This is a genomic window from Acetobacter lambici, assembly GCF_011516885.1.
GTDB lineage: Bacteria > Pseudomonadota > Alphaproteobacteria > Acetobacterales > Acetobacteraceae > Acetobacter > Acetobacter lambici.
In genome coordinates this window covers 1-15,803 of record NZ_WOTD01000009.1, presented here as the reverse complement: position 1 = coordinate 15,803, position 15,803 = coordinate 1, and the positions used below count along the sequence as shown (strand labels likewise).

Annotated in this window: 14 protein-coding genes; 6 read left to right on the top strand and 8 right to left on the bottom strand. The window is 62.1% G+C overall.

What is annotated here, in order from left to right; all coding sequences use genetic code 11:
- Positions 1-219: 219 nt before the first annotated feature.
- Positions 220-438, bottom strand: a complete 219-nt coding sequence (locus tag GOB86_RS06385) for a hypothetical protein (RefSeq protein WP_206752699.1) — start codon at positions 436-438, stop codon at positions 220-222.
- Entirely contained in the window at positions 429-566 is a 138-nt protein-coding gene (locus tag GOB86_RS06380; protein ID WP_165991533.1) for a hypothetical protein, read from the bottom strand. Before GOB86_RS06380 ends, GOB86_RS06385 begins: the two co-directional genes overlap by 10 nt.
- Before the next feature lie 114 nt (positions 567-680).
- On the opposite strand from GOB86_RS06380, the gene GOB86_RS06375 reads away from it, so the two are divergent.
- The 4 genes from GOB86_RS06375 to GOB86_RS06360 all read left to right on the top strand — a co-directional run bounded on the left by GOB86_RS06375 (position 681) and on the right by GOB86_RS06360 (position 4,130).
- Complete coding sequence (locus tag GOB86_RS06375) at positions 681-2,144, top strand: MATE family efflux transporter (RefSeq protein WP_165991532.1); 1,464 nt, start codon at positions 681-683, stop codon at positions 2,142-2,144.
- A gap of 22 nt (positions 2,145-2,166) precedes the next feature.
- Positions 2,167-2,376: a hypothetical protein gene (locus tag GOB86_RS06370; RefSeq protein ID WP_165991531.1), complete on the top strand. Its 210-nt coding sequence runs from the start codon at positions 2,167-2,169 to the stop codon at positions 2,374-2,376.
- Between the two features lie 9 nt (positions 2,377-2,385).
- Positions 2,386-2,964 (top strand): YqaA family protein, encoded by a 579-nt coding sequence (locus GOB86_RS06365; RefSeq protein ID WP_165991530.1) that lies wholly within the window; start codon positions 2,386-2,388, stop codon positions 2,962-2,964.
- 158 nt (positions 2,965-3,122) lie between these two features.
- Complete coding sequence (locus GOB86_RS06360; protein ID WP_165991529.1) at positions 3,123-4,130, top strand: SDR family oxidoreductase; 1,008 nt, start codon at positions 3,123-3,125, stop codon at positions 4,128-4,130.
- A gap of 108 nt (positions 4,131-4,238) precedes the next feature.
- Here GOB86_RS06360 and GOB86_RS06355 read toward each other — a convergent pair whose 3' ends face one another.
- The 4 genes from GOB86_RS06355 to GOB86_RS16355 form a co-directional block, all read right to left on the bottom strand.
- Positions 4,239-6,119, bottom strand: a complete 1,881-nt coding sequence (locus GOB86_RS06355) for a Hint domain-containing protein (protein WP_165991528.1) — start codon at positions 6,117-6,119, stop codon at positions 4,239-4,241.
- A gap of 122 nt (positions 6,120-6,241) precedes the next feature.
- Positions 6,242-7,141 carry a 4-(cytidine 5'-diphospho)-2-C-methyl-D-erythritol kinase gene (locus GOB86_RS06350; RefSeq protein WP_165991527.1) on the bottom strand — a complete coding sequence of 300 codons (900 nt, stop codon included), beginning with the start codon at positions 7,139-7,141 and terminating at the stop codon, positions 6,242-6,244.
- Entirely contained in the window at positions 7,138-9,009 is a 1,872-nt protein-coding gene (locus GOB86_RS06345; protein ID WP_165991526.1) for a tetratricopeptide repeat protein, read from the bottom strand. Before GOB86_RS06345 ends, GOB86_RS06350 begins: the two co-directional genes overlap by 4 nt.
- A gap of 11 nt (positions 9,010-9,020) precedes the next feature.
- Positions 9,021-9,152, bottom strand: a complete 132-nt coding sequence (locus GOB86_RS16355) for a hypothetical protein (RefSeq protein WP_277875458.1) — start codon at positions 9,150-9,152, stop codon at positions 9,021-9,023.
- 38 nt (positions 9,153-9,190) lie between these two features.
- Here GOB86_RS16355 and GOB86_RS06340 point away from each other — a divergent pair, with 38 nt between their 5' ends.
- Both GOB86_RS06340 and GOB86_RS06335 read left to right on the top strand, forming a co-directional pair.
- Positions 9,191-10,036 carry a uracil-DNA glycosylase gene (locus GOB86_RS06340; protein WP_194301111.1) on the top strand — a complete coding sequence of 282 codons (846 nt, stop codon included), beginning with the start codon at positions 9,191-9,193 and terminating at the stop codon, positions 10,034-10,036.
- Positions 10,037-10,247: 211 nt separating this feature from the next.
- Positions 10,248-12,188, top strand: a complete 1,941-nt coding sequence (locus tag GOB86_RS06335; protein ID WP_165991525.1) for a transglycosylase SLT domain-containing protein — start codon at positions 10,248-10,250, stop codon at positions 12,186-12,188.
- 282 nt (positions 12,189-12,470) lie between these two features.
- On the opposite strand, the gene GOB86_RS06330 is transcribed toward GOB86_RS06335, so the two are convergent.
- Together GOB86_RS06330 and hpnH are read right to left on the bottom strand one after the other, a co-directional pair.
- Positions 12,471-13,772 carry a hemolysin family protein gene (locus tag GOB86_RS06330; protein ID WP_165991524.1) on the bottom strand — a complete coding sequence of 434 codons (1,302 nt, stop codon included), beginning with the start codon at positions 13,770-13,772 and terminating at the stop codon, positions 12,471-12,473.
- 255 nt (positions 13,773-14,027) lie between these two features.
- Entirely contained in the window at positions 14,028-15,239 is a 1,212-nt protein-coding gene (gene hpnH / locus GOB86_RS06325; protein ID WP_165991523.1) for an adenosyl-hopene transferase HpnH, read from the bottom strand.
- Positions 15,240-15,803: the final 564 nt, after the last annotated feature.

Genomic DNA, 15,803 nt, shown 5'->3' with positions numbered 1-15,803 from the left:
GGTTCCCGGCCTCAGCTGTTACACGAATTAGGAAGGAAGACTGCAGCGAGGGGGGGGTTTAGCAACCACACGCCCCATTGTCATCCATCCTTGCGCCTGCGCGGTGCATCTGGGGAGCAGGCGTGCCCTAAAAGCCGCGCATGCCTTGTGTGTCCTCTATCCTTAACTTGCGCAAATCCGCCCTTTTCTCTAAGTGGGAGCGTTGCGGTCAGGGCTGGCTTATGCCCCACCCACCCAGTCTGCCCCTGCCTCCGGCTCTGGCAGGTATGGCCCGCAGTCCATATCCTTCTGGCGCAAAACCTTGTGGCGGTGGCTGTTTGCGGCCCCTTTGCCGCAACATCGCCCGTCTGGCGCAGGTCTGGTCGGCCCCTTATGCGCCAGTCCGGTGCGGTTCTGGCGGCATGTGGGCATGACGCGGGAGGTATCCGTTAAACGCATATCATGTGCGCGTTTTCCGCATAACTTCCAAGGCAACTCTCAAACAGGTGCGCCTGCTCCTGCTGGCTCGCCCATGCCGGGCAGGTCCGGCAGACCTTTGCCTCCACGCCATAAATCAGCCGAGCCATGCGGTTTAATCCACGAACAGGTTATTCGCAGCGCCGCCCGGACGTGACATACTGCCCTGCTCTACGTCCACCCGAGCGCCCCCATACGCAAGGGCAAGCCCCAACGGAGCCAGCATGACCCGGCCATCCTCGCCCGGCAGCCGCCATAAAGCCTGTTTTACAACAGGCAGCATCATGCGGCATGTGCTGGTCATGGCCGGAACCGGGGCCATTGGGCTTATGGCCGTGTTTGCGGTCGATATGCTCAACATGGTGTATATCAGCCACCTCAACAACACTGCCATGACCGCGGCCATTGGCTTTGCCAGCGCGGTTATCGGGCTACAGATTGCCATTTCCATTGGTCTGACCATTGGCATAAGTGCCGCCACCGCGCGTGAGATCGGGGCCGGACGGCATGAGGAAGCCCGCTGCCTTGCCGCCTCTTCCATGATTGTGATGACCGGAGTTACCGGGGTGCTGAGCCTTGCCACGGCTCTGGGAGCGGCCCCCATACTCAGCCTGTTTGGCGCACAGGGGCAGACACTGGTCGAGGCCACGGCCTACCTGCGTATTCTGAGTGTGGCATTGCCCCTGATCTGCATTGGCATGGGCTGTTCAGCCCTTATGCGTGTTGTCGGAGATGCCAAAGGCTCCATGCACATTACCCTTATGGGGGCCGTGGTGGCGGCAGTGCTGGACCCGCTGTTTATTTTTGGGCTGCATGAAGGGCTAATGGGGGCGGCCATCAGCACGACCCTCTCCCGCGTTGTGGTGGCCGGGGCTGGCCTGCGCGGGGCTTTGGGGCACAGCATGCTGGCCCGCCCATGCCTGCGCCGCATTGTGCCCGATACACGCCGGGTGGCGGGCATATCACTGCCTGCCATACTCACCAATCTGGCAACGCCTGCGGGCGGGGTGTACGTAACCCGCGCCATGTCCGGCTTTGGGCTGGAGGCCGTGGCCGGGCAGGCCTCGATCGAGCGCATGGTGCCGGTGCTGTTCTCGCTCGTATTCGCCCTAACTGGCTCTGTTGGTCCGATCATGGGCCAGAATGTGGGCGCAGGCCGCCCCGACCGTGTGCGCGAAACGCTGGCCGCGGCCCTTAAACTGGTTGTGCTCAGCGTGGGGCTGACATGGGTGCTGCTCTACTTTGCGCAGGATCTGATTATTGCCATGTACAATGCACAGGGTAATGCCGCCGCCCTTTTGCACCTGTTCTGCACATGGACCATTGGCAGCTACCTGTTTGTGGGCATGCTGTTTGTGGCCAATGCCGCGTTCAACAACCTTGGCTTTCCGCTTTACTCCACCGCATTCAACTGGGGGCGGGCAACACTGGGCACAATTCCGTTTGTGCTGCTGTGCGAACACTATGGCCCACAAGGGGTGCAGGTGGGTCAGGCCATAGGTGCGGTGCTTTTTGGTACATTTGCGGTCTTGACTGCGTTCCGCGTCACGCGAACACTCACATCCATGCCCGCGTCGCACCCTCCGACGCTGGATACGCGGAGCACGCCAGTTTCCGACGTGCCAACCACCAGTGCAGAAGCCGCCATGGCGGAACTGGACGAAGTGGAAAGTGCCTCCGACCTTTAACCGAGGGAACAGGAATACGCACATGTCCAAGCTGACCACGGCTGAACGCAACGCCCTGCCCGATAGTGCCTTTGCCCTGCGCGGCCGCCGCTACCCCATACCAGACGCAACCCATGCAAGGGACGCCCTTGCCCGCGCGAGCGAAATGCTGCATCGGGGCAATCTAACACAGGCGGAATACGACCTGATCCACAGCAAGGCCGAAGACGTGCTGCGCCAAGAACAACTGTAACGGACCTGAATGCTCGATAGACTCTACGCCCGCGTTCTGCGGCACGCCGCCAGCCCCCACGCGCCCCTATGGCTGGCGGCACTCGCTTTTGCAGAAGCCAGCTTTTTCCCCCTCCCGCCCGAAACGCTGCTTGTGCCCATGGTGCTGGCCCAAAAGGACAAGGCGTGGCGGTACGCTGCCATCTGCACCGTGGCCAGTGTTGCGGGGGGGCTACTGGGCTGGCTGATTGGCGCACTACTGCTGGATACGCTGGCAAAACCCATTGTACACTTCTACCATGCCGAGCACACACTGGCCGCCTTGCAGGACAAGTTCCGCCAGTGGGGGGTATGGATTATCCTGTTCAAGGGGCTGACCCCCATCCCCTACAAGTTTGTGACCATTGCCAGCGGCATGGCCCACTTTGCCATTATCCCCTTTATATGCGCGAGCCTTGTGACCCGTGGGGTGCGCTTTGCGCTGGTCGCTGGCCTGCTGCGCCGCTTTGGCCCGGCCATACAGAACTTTCTGGAAAAACGCCTGCCACTGGTTACGGGCGTGTTCGCCATAGCGCTGCTTGGCGGTTTTCTGGCTCTGCGCTACCTGTAAACACAGGTTCGGGGCCGCTACCCCCCTTATTCCATGGCGCACAAGGCAGGGCCGCTCTGGCACGCCTTGCACTCCACCCCCTGCTCGCGCAGGTAGAAAAGACCAGTTTTTAACAACCCATCCACACCACAAAAACCAACGCGGAAGGCACAACAGGCATGGCAACTCAGATTGCGGTCATTACGGGAGCAGGGTCGGGCATTGGCCGTGCGGCGGCCCGCGCACTGGGGCGCGCAGGGTTTGACGTGGCCCTGCTTGGGCGTGACGAGGAACGCCTGCAGGCCACGGCGCAGAATCTGGCCCAGCATTCCATCCGCACCCTTGTGCTCAGTGTGGATGTTGCCGACGCGCAGGCCGTGCAGGACGCCGCCCACCATATTGAGAACGAACTCGGCCCCATTTCCGTCTGGGCCAACTGCGCGGGGGCGACTGTTGTCGGGCAGGTTGCGGGCCTGAACGCGCAGGACATCCAGCGCGCAACACAGGTGACCTACCTTGGCAGCGTCAATGGCACGCTGGCGGCCCTGAATGTTATGCGCCGCAGGGGACAGGGGGCGATCATCAACCTCGATCTGGCCCCCACCCTGCGCGACCTGCCCCTACAGGCAGCGGAAAACGGCTCCCGCGCCGCCCTGCGTGGCTTTTGCAACAGCCTGCGCACGGAACTGCGGCACGATGCGGACCGTATTCGCATTGTTATGGTGGACCTGCCCGCCATTAACACCCCGCATTATAGCTGGACCCGCAACCTGACCGGCAAACGCCTGAAACCCTTTGGCCCGGTCTATGAACCAGAGGTGGCGGCAGAGGCCATCTGCCGTGCGGCCTTTACCACCAGCCGTTCGATCTCCATTGGCTGGGCCAACAGCTTTTCCGCCCTGTGGCGCTTTGCTGGCCCTGGCTGCCGCGAGGCCCGGCTGGCCAGCCACGGCTACAAGGCCCAGATGAGCCACGACTGGGCAGAAGGCCCCCAGCCCGATGACCTGTACAAACCCGTGCCCGGCGCCTACGGAGCCGAAGGACCGTTTGAGGCCAAAGCCCGCAGGCTGAACAGCCCGTTTACGGTTTTTGTTTCCTCCGGCCTGCGGGCCAGCCTGTTTGGCGCACTGGCTGCCATGGGGCTGAGTGCGGCCCTCAACCACATACGGCAATGCCGTAAATCCTGATCCTGCCTGTATGCCCCCTCCCCCGCACCAGCCCCTGAGTGTTCTGGCGGGGGGGGGATGCGCAACAATTATAAAAATACCTTTACGAAAAAAGAGTTTTTCCGTCCATTACGCGCGCAGCTTATCTGTTTCCGCACTGGCGGATGGTGCCACAACAAATGGCCCCGCGGCATGGACCTGAATGGTCAGTAACCCCATCTGCCCTTCCTTCATGCCTTTAAGTGGGAGTTCGGCATAACCCGTGGTCCAGCGGCTTACGGCGTTGGCTTCCAGAGCGTGCCAGCCCGGCCATGCCCCACCCTCCGCCCGCAGGTGCCAGCCCTGCGCCACGTAACGACCACCGCTGAACAGGGTTACCTCCCCCACCGCCACCCCAAGCATACGTCGGTCATCCACATAAGGACCGATCACCACCGATGGCTGGCAACTGCGCGAGGCCAGAAAAACTTTTTTGACCCCCGCAGGCAGCATGTAAAAGCACTGTTCCCCATCCCGGCGCAGCAGCCTGACACGCTGCCCCTTGTCCGTGACCAAAAATAGGTCCGGGTCCATGCTCAACTCCGGCGTGCTGACCAATGGCCTGCACCCCGGCACACTGCCCGCGCGCGTGCGCAATTGGGCAAATACTGCGGCCAGTGCCGCGCGCTCCACCTGCGGGAGGGGGAGAACCTCCTTCTCCCATACATGTGGAGCCGCACGGCCCACGCGCACCACGCCACCAGCCCAGCCTTCCGCCCGCCCGGCCTGCTGCGCCAGATAAGATTCGGTCGGCACACCGTTGGCGACAAGAACAGCATGTGTTTCTGTTTGTACAAGGGTGTAATCATATCTGGTAATACTATGGTCGTAAAAAATACTGCCACCGTTAACCAGCATACGCACGGGCACAAAGCGCCCATTATGCAACACCGTATGCTGGGGCGTTAACAACAGGTCCCGTTCAGGCAGATTCTGCCCCAGCGCATGGCGTAAAACCCGAATGGGGTACCCCGCCTCCTCCTCCGGCAGTTCGGGTCGGACCTGCACATGCCCTCGACCGACCCACAAAAGGCGTTGGGTGCTGGCGCCATCCCTCCCCCACACATCCACAAGGCTACCGGTCTGGAGTGTGTCCAGCCCGACATTGGCACCTTGTGTATGAATATCCGTGCCTTCAATAAAGCAGGCTCTGGTGCAGGTCTGGGCTTTTTCGGGGGCGATGCGCAGGGGGCTGTGCCTGTCCGACACACGGTATTCCCCGGCCTCCAGCACTGCGCTATGGGCCAGTTCCACGGTAAACCGCCCGACTTCCTCACGGTCCTGAGCATACAGGACAATGCTCCGGCAATGCCGATCCGCACTCACGCTATAGGTCGCAACAGACCGGGCCATATTACGGACCTCGATCATGGCATGGTCGGGGGTGTACCCCATGATCACCGTGCCAGACAGGTCAAACGCCGTGTGGTCCGCGTTGACCACCAGTGTGCCGCCGCCCGGCCCAAAGCGTACCGTGGCCCCGCACAGCACATCGGGCAGGCCCATGCCGCAGGTAAACACGCCGCCATTGGCAAGGCCCAGTTCCATGCCATCCAACGTGGCACCCTGCTCCGTGGGGGCAAACATGGCGCACCCGCCCGCCACATGCACCCGCAGCCCCGCAGGCGCACCCAATGCTACGCCCAGCAGGGCATTGCCACCAATATAGAACGCACTACCCGCTGGAACATGCCCCGTGGCCGGGCCTATGCCAAACGTGGCATGCACCCCCGGCGGCACAATATAGGTTCCGCCAGCAGGGGCGGGAACCGCACAGGGCAGGCCACGGGCACCCAGTATGACGTTGCCATTAGCCTGTCCGCCAAAAATGGCGGGATGAATGACCCCGGCATAAATGCGCGCGCCATCGGGGCCGGTAATAGCAACACGGTAACCATCGCGCACCCCCAGAAAGCCCTGATGGTCCGTGACCGCGTAGGTTACGCCATTGGTATTGACATAGTTTACCATTGCCCGCGCCTTCCCCTTCAAAATACCCTGAAGGTGAAGGAGTAATGGCCGAATTATAAAAATTGGTTAATAATTTTTTGCAAGCTATACGTGTTGACGATAAATTAACTCCGCAGGCGGGCTTATACCAACCCGCCGCCCCAGACCCACCATGCCGGATGGACATCTTCCAGCCGGTCTGCCGCCTGCCGTGCAGCCTGCGGCGTGGCGAACAGGCCAAAACATGTGGCACCAGAACCGCTCATACGCGCCAGCAGGCATCCCTCCTGACCACCAATGTCGGCCAGCACATGGCCCACAGGGGGGCAGACGGCGCAGGCTGCATCTTCCAAAGAGTTCCCCTGCTGTTTGAGGAACGCCACAACATCTGCAATATCCGCCCAGCTTTCGGGCAGAGCCGCGCGGGGTAGAAAAGCCCCATCCCTGCGGCGGAATACTTCGGGGGTGGAGACAGCCTGCCCGCAATTGACCAGCACCATCCCGCATTCAGGCAGGTGGGCGGCGGGGGTCAGGTTTTCGCCTATGCCTTCCATCCGCATGGTCTGGCTGAGCAGGCACACGGGCACATCGGCCCCCAGTGTCTGGGCCAGCGCAAGCAGGTCTGTCCGGCTGGCCTGCACGTTCCATGCCCGGTCCAGCAGGCGCAGGGCGGCGGCGGCATCGGCCGAGCCCCCGCCAATGCCCGAGGCCACGGGCAATTTTTTTTCCAAAACCAGTGTGCCGCCCTGTGCCTGCCCTGCGCGTAGCCCCTGCAATGCATGGGCCGCCCTGAGCACAAGGTTGTCCGCCCCGGTGGCTGCTGCATCCAGCACACGGCCAAACCGACCTGTAATCTGCAGGTTCAGGGGTTCGGGGCCGGGCTGGTAATGCAGCACATCTCCCGCTCCGGCAAACACCACCAGACTGTCCAGCAGGTGGTACCCGTCCGCCCGGCGGCCGGTTACATGCAGGTACAGGTTAACCTTGGCAGGTGCTGCCTCTGTAAATGCAAAGGTGGAAACATCCAATGCTGCAACAGTCACGGCGTGTGCTTTCCTTGTTCCTGAGCGGGTTGGGCGGGAGCGGGCGTGGCCACGGGAGTGGCCGATGGCGCGACCACGGGGGCGGTCAGCCCGGTTGGGGGCGTGGGGGGCACACCCGCTTTTTGCAGGGCCGCACGGATCAGGCTTTCATCCGCCGGGCTGGGGTGCAGGCCCAGTGCAACATTCCACTGATCCACGGCCTCGGCCTTGCGGCCCACGCGCCAGTAGGCCTCGCCCAGATGGTAATTGACCTCCGGGTCCTCTGGCGTTTGTTCGGCGGCTTTTTCCAGCAGGGGAATACCCCCCGCCAGATCACCCTGCTCCACACGCACCCAGCCCAGACTATCTGTTATGGCGGCGTCCTGATCGTCCAGCGCATGGGCCTTGCGCAAAAGCTGTTCCGCTTCCGCCAGATCCTCGTGCTGTTCAACCATGCCGTAACCAAGGAAGTTGAGCAAAAGCGGTTCATCTGGCGCGTAGGCCAGTGCTGCGCGGGTATCGGTTTTGGCGGCCGCCCAGTCCCCGGCCTCGTGGTAGGCCATGCCGCGCAGGAACAGGAGGGTCCAGTCCGGGCTTTTCTGCGCGTTTGCCAGATCAATCGCGCGGGTATAGGCGGCTATGGCGGCCTTCCAGTCCTTGGTCTGGCTATATGCATTACCCAGTGCCCGCTCGATAACAATCTGGCCCGGCGCCTGCTCCAGCAGGTGCTGCAACAGCGGTATGGCATCGGCGGGGTGGTCGTTGGTTGTTTCGAGCACCGCAAGGCGGAGCGTGGCTACTATAGCCAGCGGGTCCTGTGGGGGCACACGCACCAGCGTTTCCCGCGCGGCGGCAAAATGCTGTTCGTCGTCCTGAATTTCGGCCAGCATCAGCCGCGCATCCACCAGTGTGGGGTCCATGGCCAGCGCAAAGCCCAGCATCAGGCGTGCGGCCTCGTTAAACTGGAAGAGGTTGAGTGCGCTTCCCTCCCCCCCCGGTCCCTGCTGTGCCTGCTCACGCGCCTGCTGGCGGAGCAGGAAGGCGGTCAGCACATACGCACGGGCAATGCCCTCCCGCGCGGAGGTTACGGGGTAGCGGGCAATATTGGCCTGTAGGGCGGGGCCAGCCAGCCCCAGAATGGAGTCCGTTTCCACCAGTTTGCGAATAACGGCCCGCGCCTTGTCCTGCTGGCCGTGGGTCCACAACCATGCCGCATGCGAGCGGGTCAGCAGCATGTCATACCCCGGCATGACCTTCTGCGCCTGTTCAAACAGGGACTCCGCCCGGTCGGACTGGCCAGCCACCTGCGCAATAAGACCGGCATGCAGGGTGTAAAACGGCATAAGAACAGAACCGGGCCCATGCAGCAGGCTTTCAATCGCCTCATCCGCATGGCCCTGCGCCTGCTGGCACCACGCCAGCAGCAGCGGCATGATCAGGCGGGCCATGGGGTCCGCCCCCGCGCGATGATAATACTGCACGGCCTCGGGCCATGCGCCACGGACTGCCGCGTCATCCCCCAGAACCAGGGCGGAGATCACACTCCTGTCCTGTGGTGTTTTGTCCACGACCCGCGCCAGTTCCACCGCCTGCGGGTCACCCACCATGACGCTACGCACAAAGGCCTGCCGCAACAGGTCCATGTTTGCCGGGTCTGCCAGCAATGCCGTGCGGAAGGCCTGAGCCGCCTCCAGATCATCCCCCAGACGCACGGCCACAATCCCGCGCAGGTAGGCTTCCGAATCGACACGTCCGCTCCCGGCCTGCTCAACCGGTCCGCCTTTATGGTGCAGAACATGCGCAGGCTCGGGTGCCGCGGCCAGCACGGGCGACACCAGCATGGTGGCGGACAACAGGAAAACCGTAGGCATAAGACGACAAAACAGCATAAGAACCCTATTCAGGCTGAGGCGGCAGCACCGGGTTGCCGCGGCAGGCGCCCCACATCTGCCAGCATAGCAAAGAGGAACGACATGAACGGCTGGCTTTTCTCTACCGCGCTCATGCCAAACCGCCAAACCATCCGCTCCATATTCTGGTCCACCCCATGGTTGTGGTAGGGTTGGAATAATGCACGATGCCCTCTCCCTCCTCCGCCTCTATACCGAATGGGGGGTGGATACCGCCGTAACCGACCACGCCACGGACCACCGCCAGAGTGGAGCCGGAGCGTTCCGCCTGCCCCAAGCAGCCAGCCCCCGCGCTCCGCGTCCTGCGGCAGCCCCTTTGCCATACCCCGCAACACCGGCCACCACCAGCACGCAGGCACAGCCCACACCCGCCACAGGGGCCGAAGTGGGCATTACCAGCCTGAGCGAGTCCGTAGCCCTTGCCCGGCAGGTGGCCGCGCAGGCCGCCACCCCCCATGCCCTGCGCGCGGCCATGGAGCAGTTTGATGCATGCTCCCTACGCGGCACGGCCATGCATACACTTATACCCTCCGGCCCGACCAACGCCCCGCTCATGCTGATCGGGGAGGCACCCGATGCGGATGAAGACCGGAGCGGGCATGTTTTTTCCGGCCTGTGCGGCACCTTGCTGGACACGCTGTTAGCCCCACTCCCCCTTGAGCGCGACCAGCTTGCCCTTGCCACGGCCCTGCCATGGCGCCCCCCCGGCGGTCGCACCCCATCGGATGCCGAGCAGCGGATCTGCCTGCCTTTTCTCCAACGCGCGATAACCCTGTTCGCTCCCCGCCGTCTTGTGCTGTGCGGCCGCCTGCCCGCAACCATGCTGCTGGGCAGGGACACCCCCACCACCCGGCGCGAATGGGGCACGCTGGAGCTACCGGGGCACGGGGCCATTCCGGTTCTGGCCATGCGTCACCCACTCCAGCTCCGGGCCTCCCCCACAGCGCGGCGGGAGATATGGCAAACGCTGATGATGGTGATGAAAACACTGCGGGACGCGCCCTAAAGCAACCATTGCCACGGCGGCAATATCCCCACTGCCGTCACAAAGAATTACAGCATGAAATAACACCAAATACCTTTGGAAAACAAAGAACTCCACATGGAACAACCGTGGCGTTACGCCAAAGCACGCAACGGTTTCTCAAACGCGTCCACCAATGTTTACACAGAGTAAACTTGCTTTTTGCGCGCAAAACGCCTAGACCCCGCCAGCCATGCGAGCGATAGGTCAAATTCCTCATCAGATCGCGGCAAAAGCCTTTTTGGCTGGCGCCGCTCTTTTGGCCAGCGCTTCCGTCAACACGACGAGAGCCCATGCCAGTTCCCCGGACCACGGGGCGGAACCGCACAGCGAAGAGCTGGCGATGGTTCTGCCGCGCCGGGCTTTTCCGGAAGGCGATGATCTTGTTCTACCCAGACCACTGCCACAGGATGTAGCCACCAACATCCGTGCCGTTTTCCGCCTTCAGCGCATGGGTGCGTTTGCCGAGGCGATCAACAGCACCACCCATCTGACCGATTCACTGCTGCTGGGTGAGGTGGAGGCAAACCGCTACCTCAACCCAAGCTACCACCCCAGTGCGACCGAGCTGCGCAACTGGCTCAAGCAATACACCTCCTACGCGGATGCTCCGGCTGTGTGGGCGCGCCTTGCCGCCCTGCCCGACCGCGGTGGCCCCATGCCTGCGGCCCCCTCCACCGAGCATCTGGCACCCGAGCACGCAGCCCTTGCGGCCGGGCCGTTGCAGGAGTTCACCCGTAACCCCATGCTGGACCGCACCTTGCGCGAACGCACGACATGGGGCCTTAAGGGTGTGCACAGCGCACTGCACCTGATCAGCATAACGCCGGGTATGACCCCCGCTTATGCGGCCCAGTTGCAGGCGGAAACGGCACAGGCCATGCTGGCGGCGGGTGAAACCGATCTGGCACTGGACATCAGCCGTACAGCCAACACCGTATCCCACGGGCGCAATGCGCTGGCGGGCTATGTGACCGGGCTGGCCCTGTGGCAAAAACAGGCCTACGCCGAAGCCACACAGTTTTTTGAACGTGCCTCCCACGCACCGCGCGCCACGCCGGAAATGCGGGCCGCAAACGCTTTCTGGGCCGCACGGACATACGAAAAAGCCAATAATCCCCACAGCCAGCACCTCTGGCTCCAGCATGCCGCCACCTTCCCACGCACGTTCTACGGGCTACTGGCGACCACCATGCTGCGCACGGGGGCCACAACGCCCCACAAGCTGAGCGAACGCCACGGCCTTGCCAGCTTTGCCCCGCTGGAAAGCACGGGGGGGACCAGCCAGAGCACGGCCTCCGCTCCGGTGCTGACCGAAATTGATATTGAAGCTGTGGGCAATACCGAAGTGGGCCGCCGCGTGTTCGCCCTGCTTCAGGTCGGGGAACCAGAGATAGCGGAAAACACCATGCGCCGCGCATGGCCCAGCCTGCATGACCTAACGCTCGCCCGCTCCTTCCAGCTCGTAGCCGGTGCTGCCGGGCTGCACGATCTGGCGCGCGAGATGGAAGATTCCCTGCAAAGCCAGGCCACCACTGCGCAGAATCTGGACGACGCCCCCCTGCCGCAACTGCGCCCGCGCAACGGCTTTACCATGGACCCGGCCCTTGTTTACGCACTGGCCCGTGTGGAATCCAACTTTGACGCCCGCGCCGTATCTGGTGCTGGCGCGCATGGGCTGATGCAGATCCGCCCCATAACGGCGGACTTTGTCACCAGCGCTTCCACCAGCAACCCCAACCACCGGTTCGAACGCTCGGCCTCCGCCCTGCACGACCCCAGCCTCAATCTGGAAATCGGGCAGCGCTATGTGCAGTATCTGGCCAAGCTAACCCAGCAGGCCAACCATACGGAAGCACGTGGTGGGGACATTATTCGCCTGCTGGCCAGCTACAACGCAGGCCCCAACGCTCTGGCGCACTGGGAAAATCTGGCGGCATCCTCCGATGACCCGCTGATATTCATGGAACTGCTGCCTAATCAGGAAACCCGGAATTACGTCCACCGGACCCTGACCTACCTGTGGCGCTACGCGGCTAAAATGAAGCTGCCCACACCCTCGCTGAGCGCTCTGGCACACGGCACATGGCCCGACTTTGCGGATGAAACCGCTCTGGCCAGCACCCTGCACTAACTACCCCCACAGGCTGTGCCGCTCAGAGGCGCATCCTGCGCGGGCTGGCTGCTCCTGCGCCAATGCGCATGGGCCATACAACAAAGGGGCGCCAGCTTATGCTGGCGCCCCTTTGGCTTATCCAAACCCTGCCTGCGCGCTACAGCACTACATGGGCCTATAGAGCCCCCCCCCACACTGCCCTACATAGGGCACAGGGCAGCATCGTAGCTTTACGCTGTGTGGCACGCACCCACAGCCCTACCAGCCAGACATGCCCCCTGTGGAGGCCTCCCCCCCCCTTCAGTTCTCAGCCAGCGCCTGACGGCTGGCCCGCACACGGGCCACGCGACGGCCCTCCACTTCCAGCACCTCAAACAGCCAGCCATCATAGGCGACCTTGTCACCTGCTGCAGGCACGCGCCGCAACAGGGCCAGCAGCAGGCCACCCAGCGTGTGGTAACTCCCTTCCTCCGGTAGCGAGCGCAGGCCCAGCATGTCCTTGATCTCATCCACCGAGGCCGTGCCTTCCAGCGAGATCACGGCGTCAGGCGCTGGCACGTTGGCCGCATGGTGGCTGGACTGGGGCTGCTCGTGCGAGGTCTCGCCCACAATGGCGTCAAACAGGTCGGCGGGGGTGACCACCCCTTCAAACGCGCCGTATTCGTCCAGCACAAAGGCCATGCCCAGACTGATGCTGCGCATGCGTTCGAGCATATCGAGCGCGGAAATACTGTCTGGCACCACCACCATGGGCCGCATACCGGCCTCAATGGAAACAGGCATGCCCTCCAGCACCCGGTCCAGCATGTCCTTGGCCAGAATAACGCCCACCGGATTGTCCACCCCACCTTCGCACACCACAATACGGGCGTAGCTTGTCTGCTTGAGCACCTGCACCAGTGCCTCGCGCCCGGCGTGGCGGTCTATCCAGCACAGTTCGTTCCTTGGCGTCATAATCGCGCGTACAGGCCGGTCCGCCAGCCGCAGGAGCCGCTCGATCATGCTGCGCTCCTCGTGCTCCAGCACGCCCAGACGCGCCCCTTCGGCTATGTAGGCCTTGAGTTCCTCTTCCGTCAGGTTCTGGTTGACCGCATCACTCGCGCCCATCAGGCGCAGCACCATGTTGGAGGAGGCCCGCAGCAGCATGACCACAGGGCCGGTCACACGGGCCAGTACCTCCAGCGGCATGGCCAGACGGGCGGCCATTTTTTCGGGCTCGCGCAGGGCAAGCTGCTTGGGCACCAGTTCGCCCAGAACCAGCATGATGGTGGTGATGAACACCACAACCACGGTCATGGAAAGCTGCGGCGCAAAGGGCTTGAGAATGGCAAACTGTTCCAGAATGGGGGTCAGATGCGCCTCGATCTGCACCCCGCCAAACGTGCCTTCCAAAATGGAGACCAGCGTCATGCCCACCTGCACCGTGGGCAGGAATATCTGCGGGTCCTCGGCCAGCCGCATGGCCCGGTCAGCACCACGCACGCCGCTCTCCTGCAACTGCGCCAGACGCGGCTTGCGCACGGAAATAAGGGCCAGTTCACCCATGGCGAACACAGCGTTGAGGAAAACCAGAAAGAAAATAACAAGAATGGAAAGTGCCATGGGTAAAACCAACACGCCTTTTGCTGTAGCGGGCTTTGCGCGACAAAAGCCCCGTGCGCACGATAGGGGATGATCCGGCGCGAGACCAGCGCCGAACATACGACCCTCCCTACCGGCCATGTCCATGCAGGGGGTGAATGCCTGCCCATCGGATAAAGCGGACCAAATCGGTATTCTTTTTGCGGCGGGCACAAAAAAACGGCTCCCGAGGGAGCCGTTCCTTGTCACGCATAACCGATTCGCACAGGTGGGGAATCAGTCTGCGGCAGTGCTTTCTGCCGGTGTGGCAGCCTTGGGGGCCTCGTCATTCGCACCTTCGGTACGCACGACCTTGACCCGTGGAGCCTTGGCGGGCTTGCGCGCCGCAATGGCTTCCATCTGCTCTTCCACCTGCTTGGAAAAGACGTACTGGGCAGGGCGCTGGTTGGCCAGCGAGATTTCCGGCACCATCGGCTTTTCGGTTTCCGGCCCCATCAGCGCGACCTTGGCAATGTGCCATGGGCGGCGGACGGCATCCATAACGGCTGTGGATTCATAGCCGGAGTGGACCATGCAGTCAGCGCATTTTTCGTAGTTGCCGGTGCCGTAGTCATCCCACTTGGTATCGTCCATCAGTTCGCGGAAGGACTTGGCGTAGCCTTCGCCCAGCAGGTAGCACGGACGCTGCCAGCCAAACACGTTACGCAGGGGTTTGCCCCACGGCGTGCAATGGTACTGCTCGTTACCGGCAAGGAAGTTCAGGAAGAGCGGAGACTGCGTAAACCGCCACTTCTTGCCCTTGCCCAGACGGAACACGTCCCGGAAGAGCTGCTTGGTTTTCTGCCGGTTGAGGAAGTGCGCCTGATCGGGTGCACGCTCGTAGGCATAGCCCGGAGCGGTCATGATCCCGTCCACGCCCATGGCCATCACTTCATCAAAGAAGTTGGCCATACGCTGCGGGTCCGCCCCGTCGAACACGGTGCAGTTGATGGACACGCGGAAGCCGCGCGCCTTGGCCTTTTTAATGGCCGCAACAGCCCGCTCGTACACCCCGTCCTGGCAGACGGAGGCATCGTGCATGGTTCTGTCGCCATCAAGATGCACATCCCATGAAAAGAAGGGGGATGGTTCATAGTCATCCATCTTCTTTTCAAGCAGCAGGGCGTTCGTGCACAAATAGACGTACTTTTTGCGCGCGATCAGCCCCCGGATGATTTCGGGCATTTCCTTGTGCAGCAGCGGTTCCCCGCCTGCTACGGCAATGACTGGTGCCCCTGCTTCCGCATCCGCATCCAGACATTCCTGTACGGTCATGCGCTGGTTGAGAATAGCCGCTGGGTAATCGATTTTTCCGCAGCCTGCACAGGCCAGATTGCAGCGAAAAAGCGGCTCAAGCATGAGCACCAGCGGATAGCGCTTGCGCCCCGTAATATGCTGTTTGACAACGTAACTGCCGACCCTGACGGCCTGCATTATCGGTACGGCCATAAACCCCCGCTTTGGCGCATCCACTTAACGCCTGTATCGTGACTGGTAGTAAGACAAGTCAGTATTGAGTATGTCCATAAAGCGCGCGACCAGACCTGCTGCCAGCTTGGCCTGCTACTCCACCAGTGGACTGTTTGAAGGAGCAACAGGCGCGGAACATGTATAGCCACGCGTGTATGAGGTATTCGCCTGCATATAGGTGGCCTCGTTTGTCAAGCTCAAGTCTTTTTCGACCCCTGTTGTAAAAAAGACACAATCGGCAGTGACTTTTGTTTCTATGCTTGCGTTCTTTCACAAAACATTAAACCAAACCCCATTGGTTCGCGATGTCTGTCGGCATGTTAACGCGATGTAAGGCACGCCGGGGGGCGTCGCACACTGCCTTTAAGGGGCAGTTCTGTGCCGTTTCCCGCTAAAAAGAAGATGGAAACAATCGCATGGACAGTTCTAAAAACCAGAACGCCGCGTCACCGATTCCCACTCTTGGCCGTTTTCCCGCACTGGATCGTGTTCGCGTTCCCGCGGACCTGCGCAACCTGTCTGTTGAGCAGCTCAAGCAGCTTG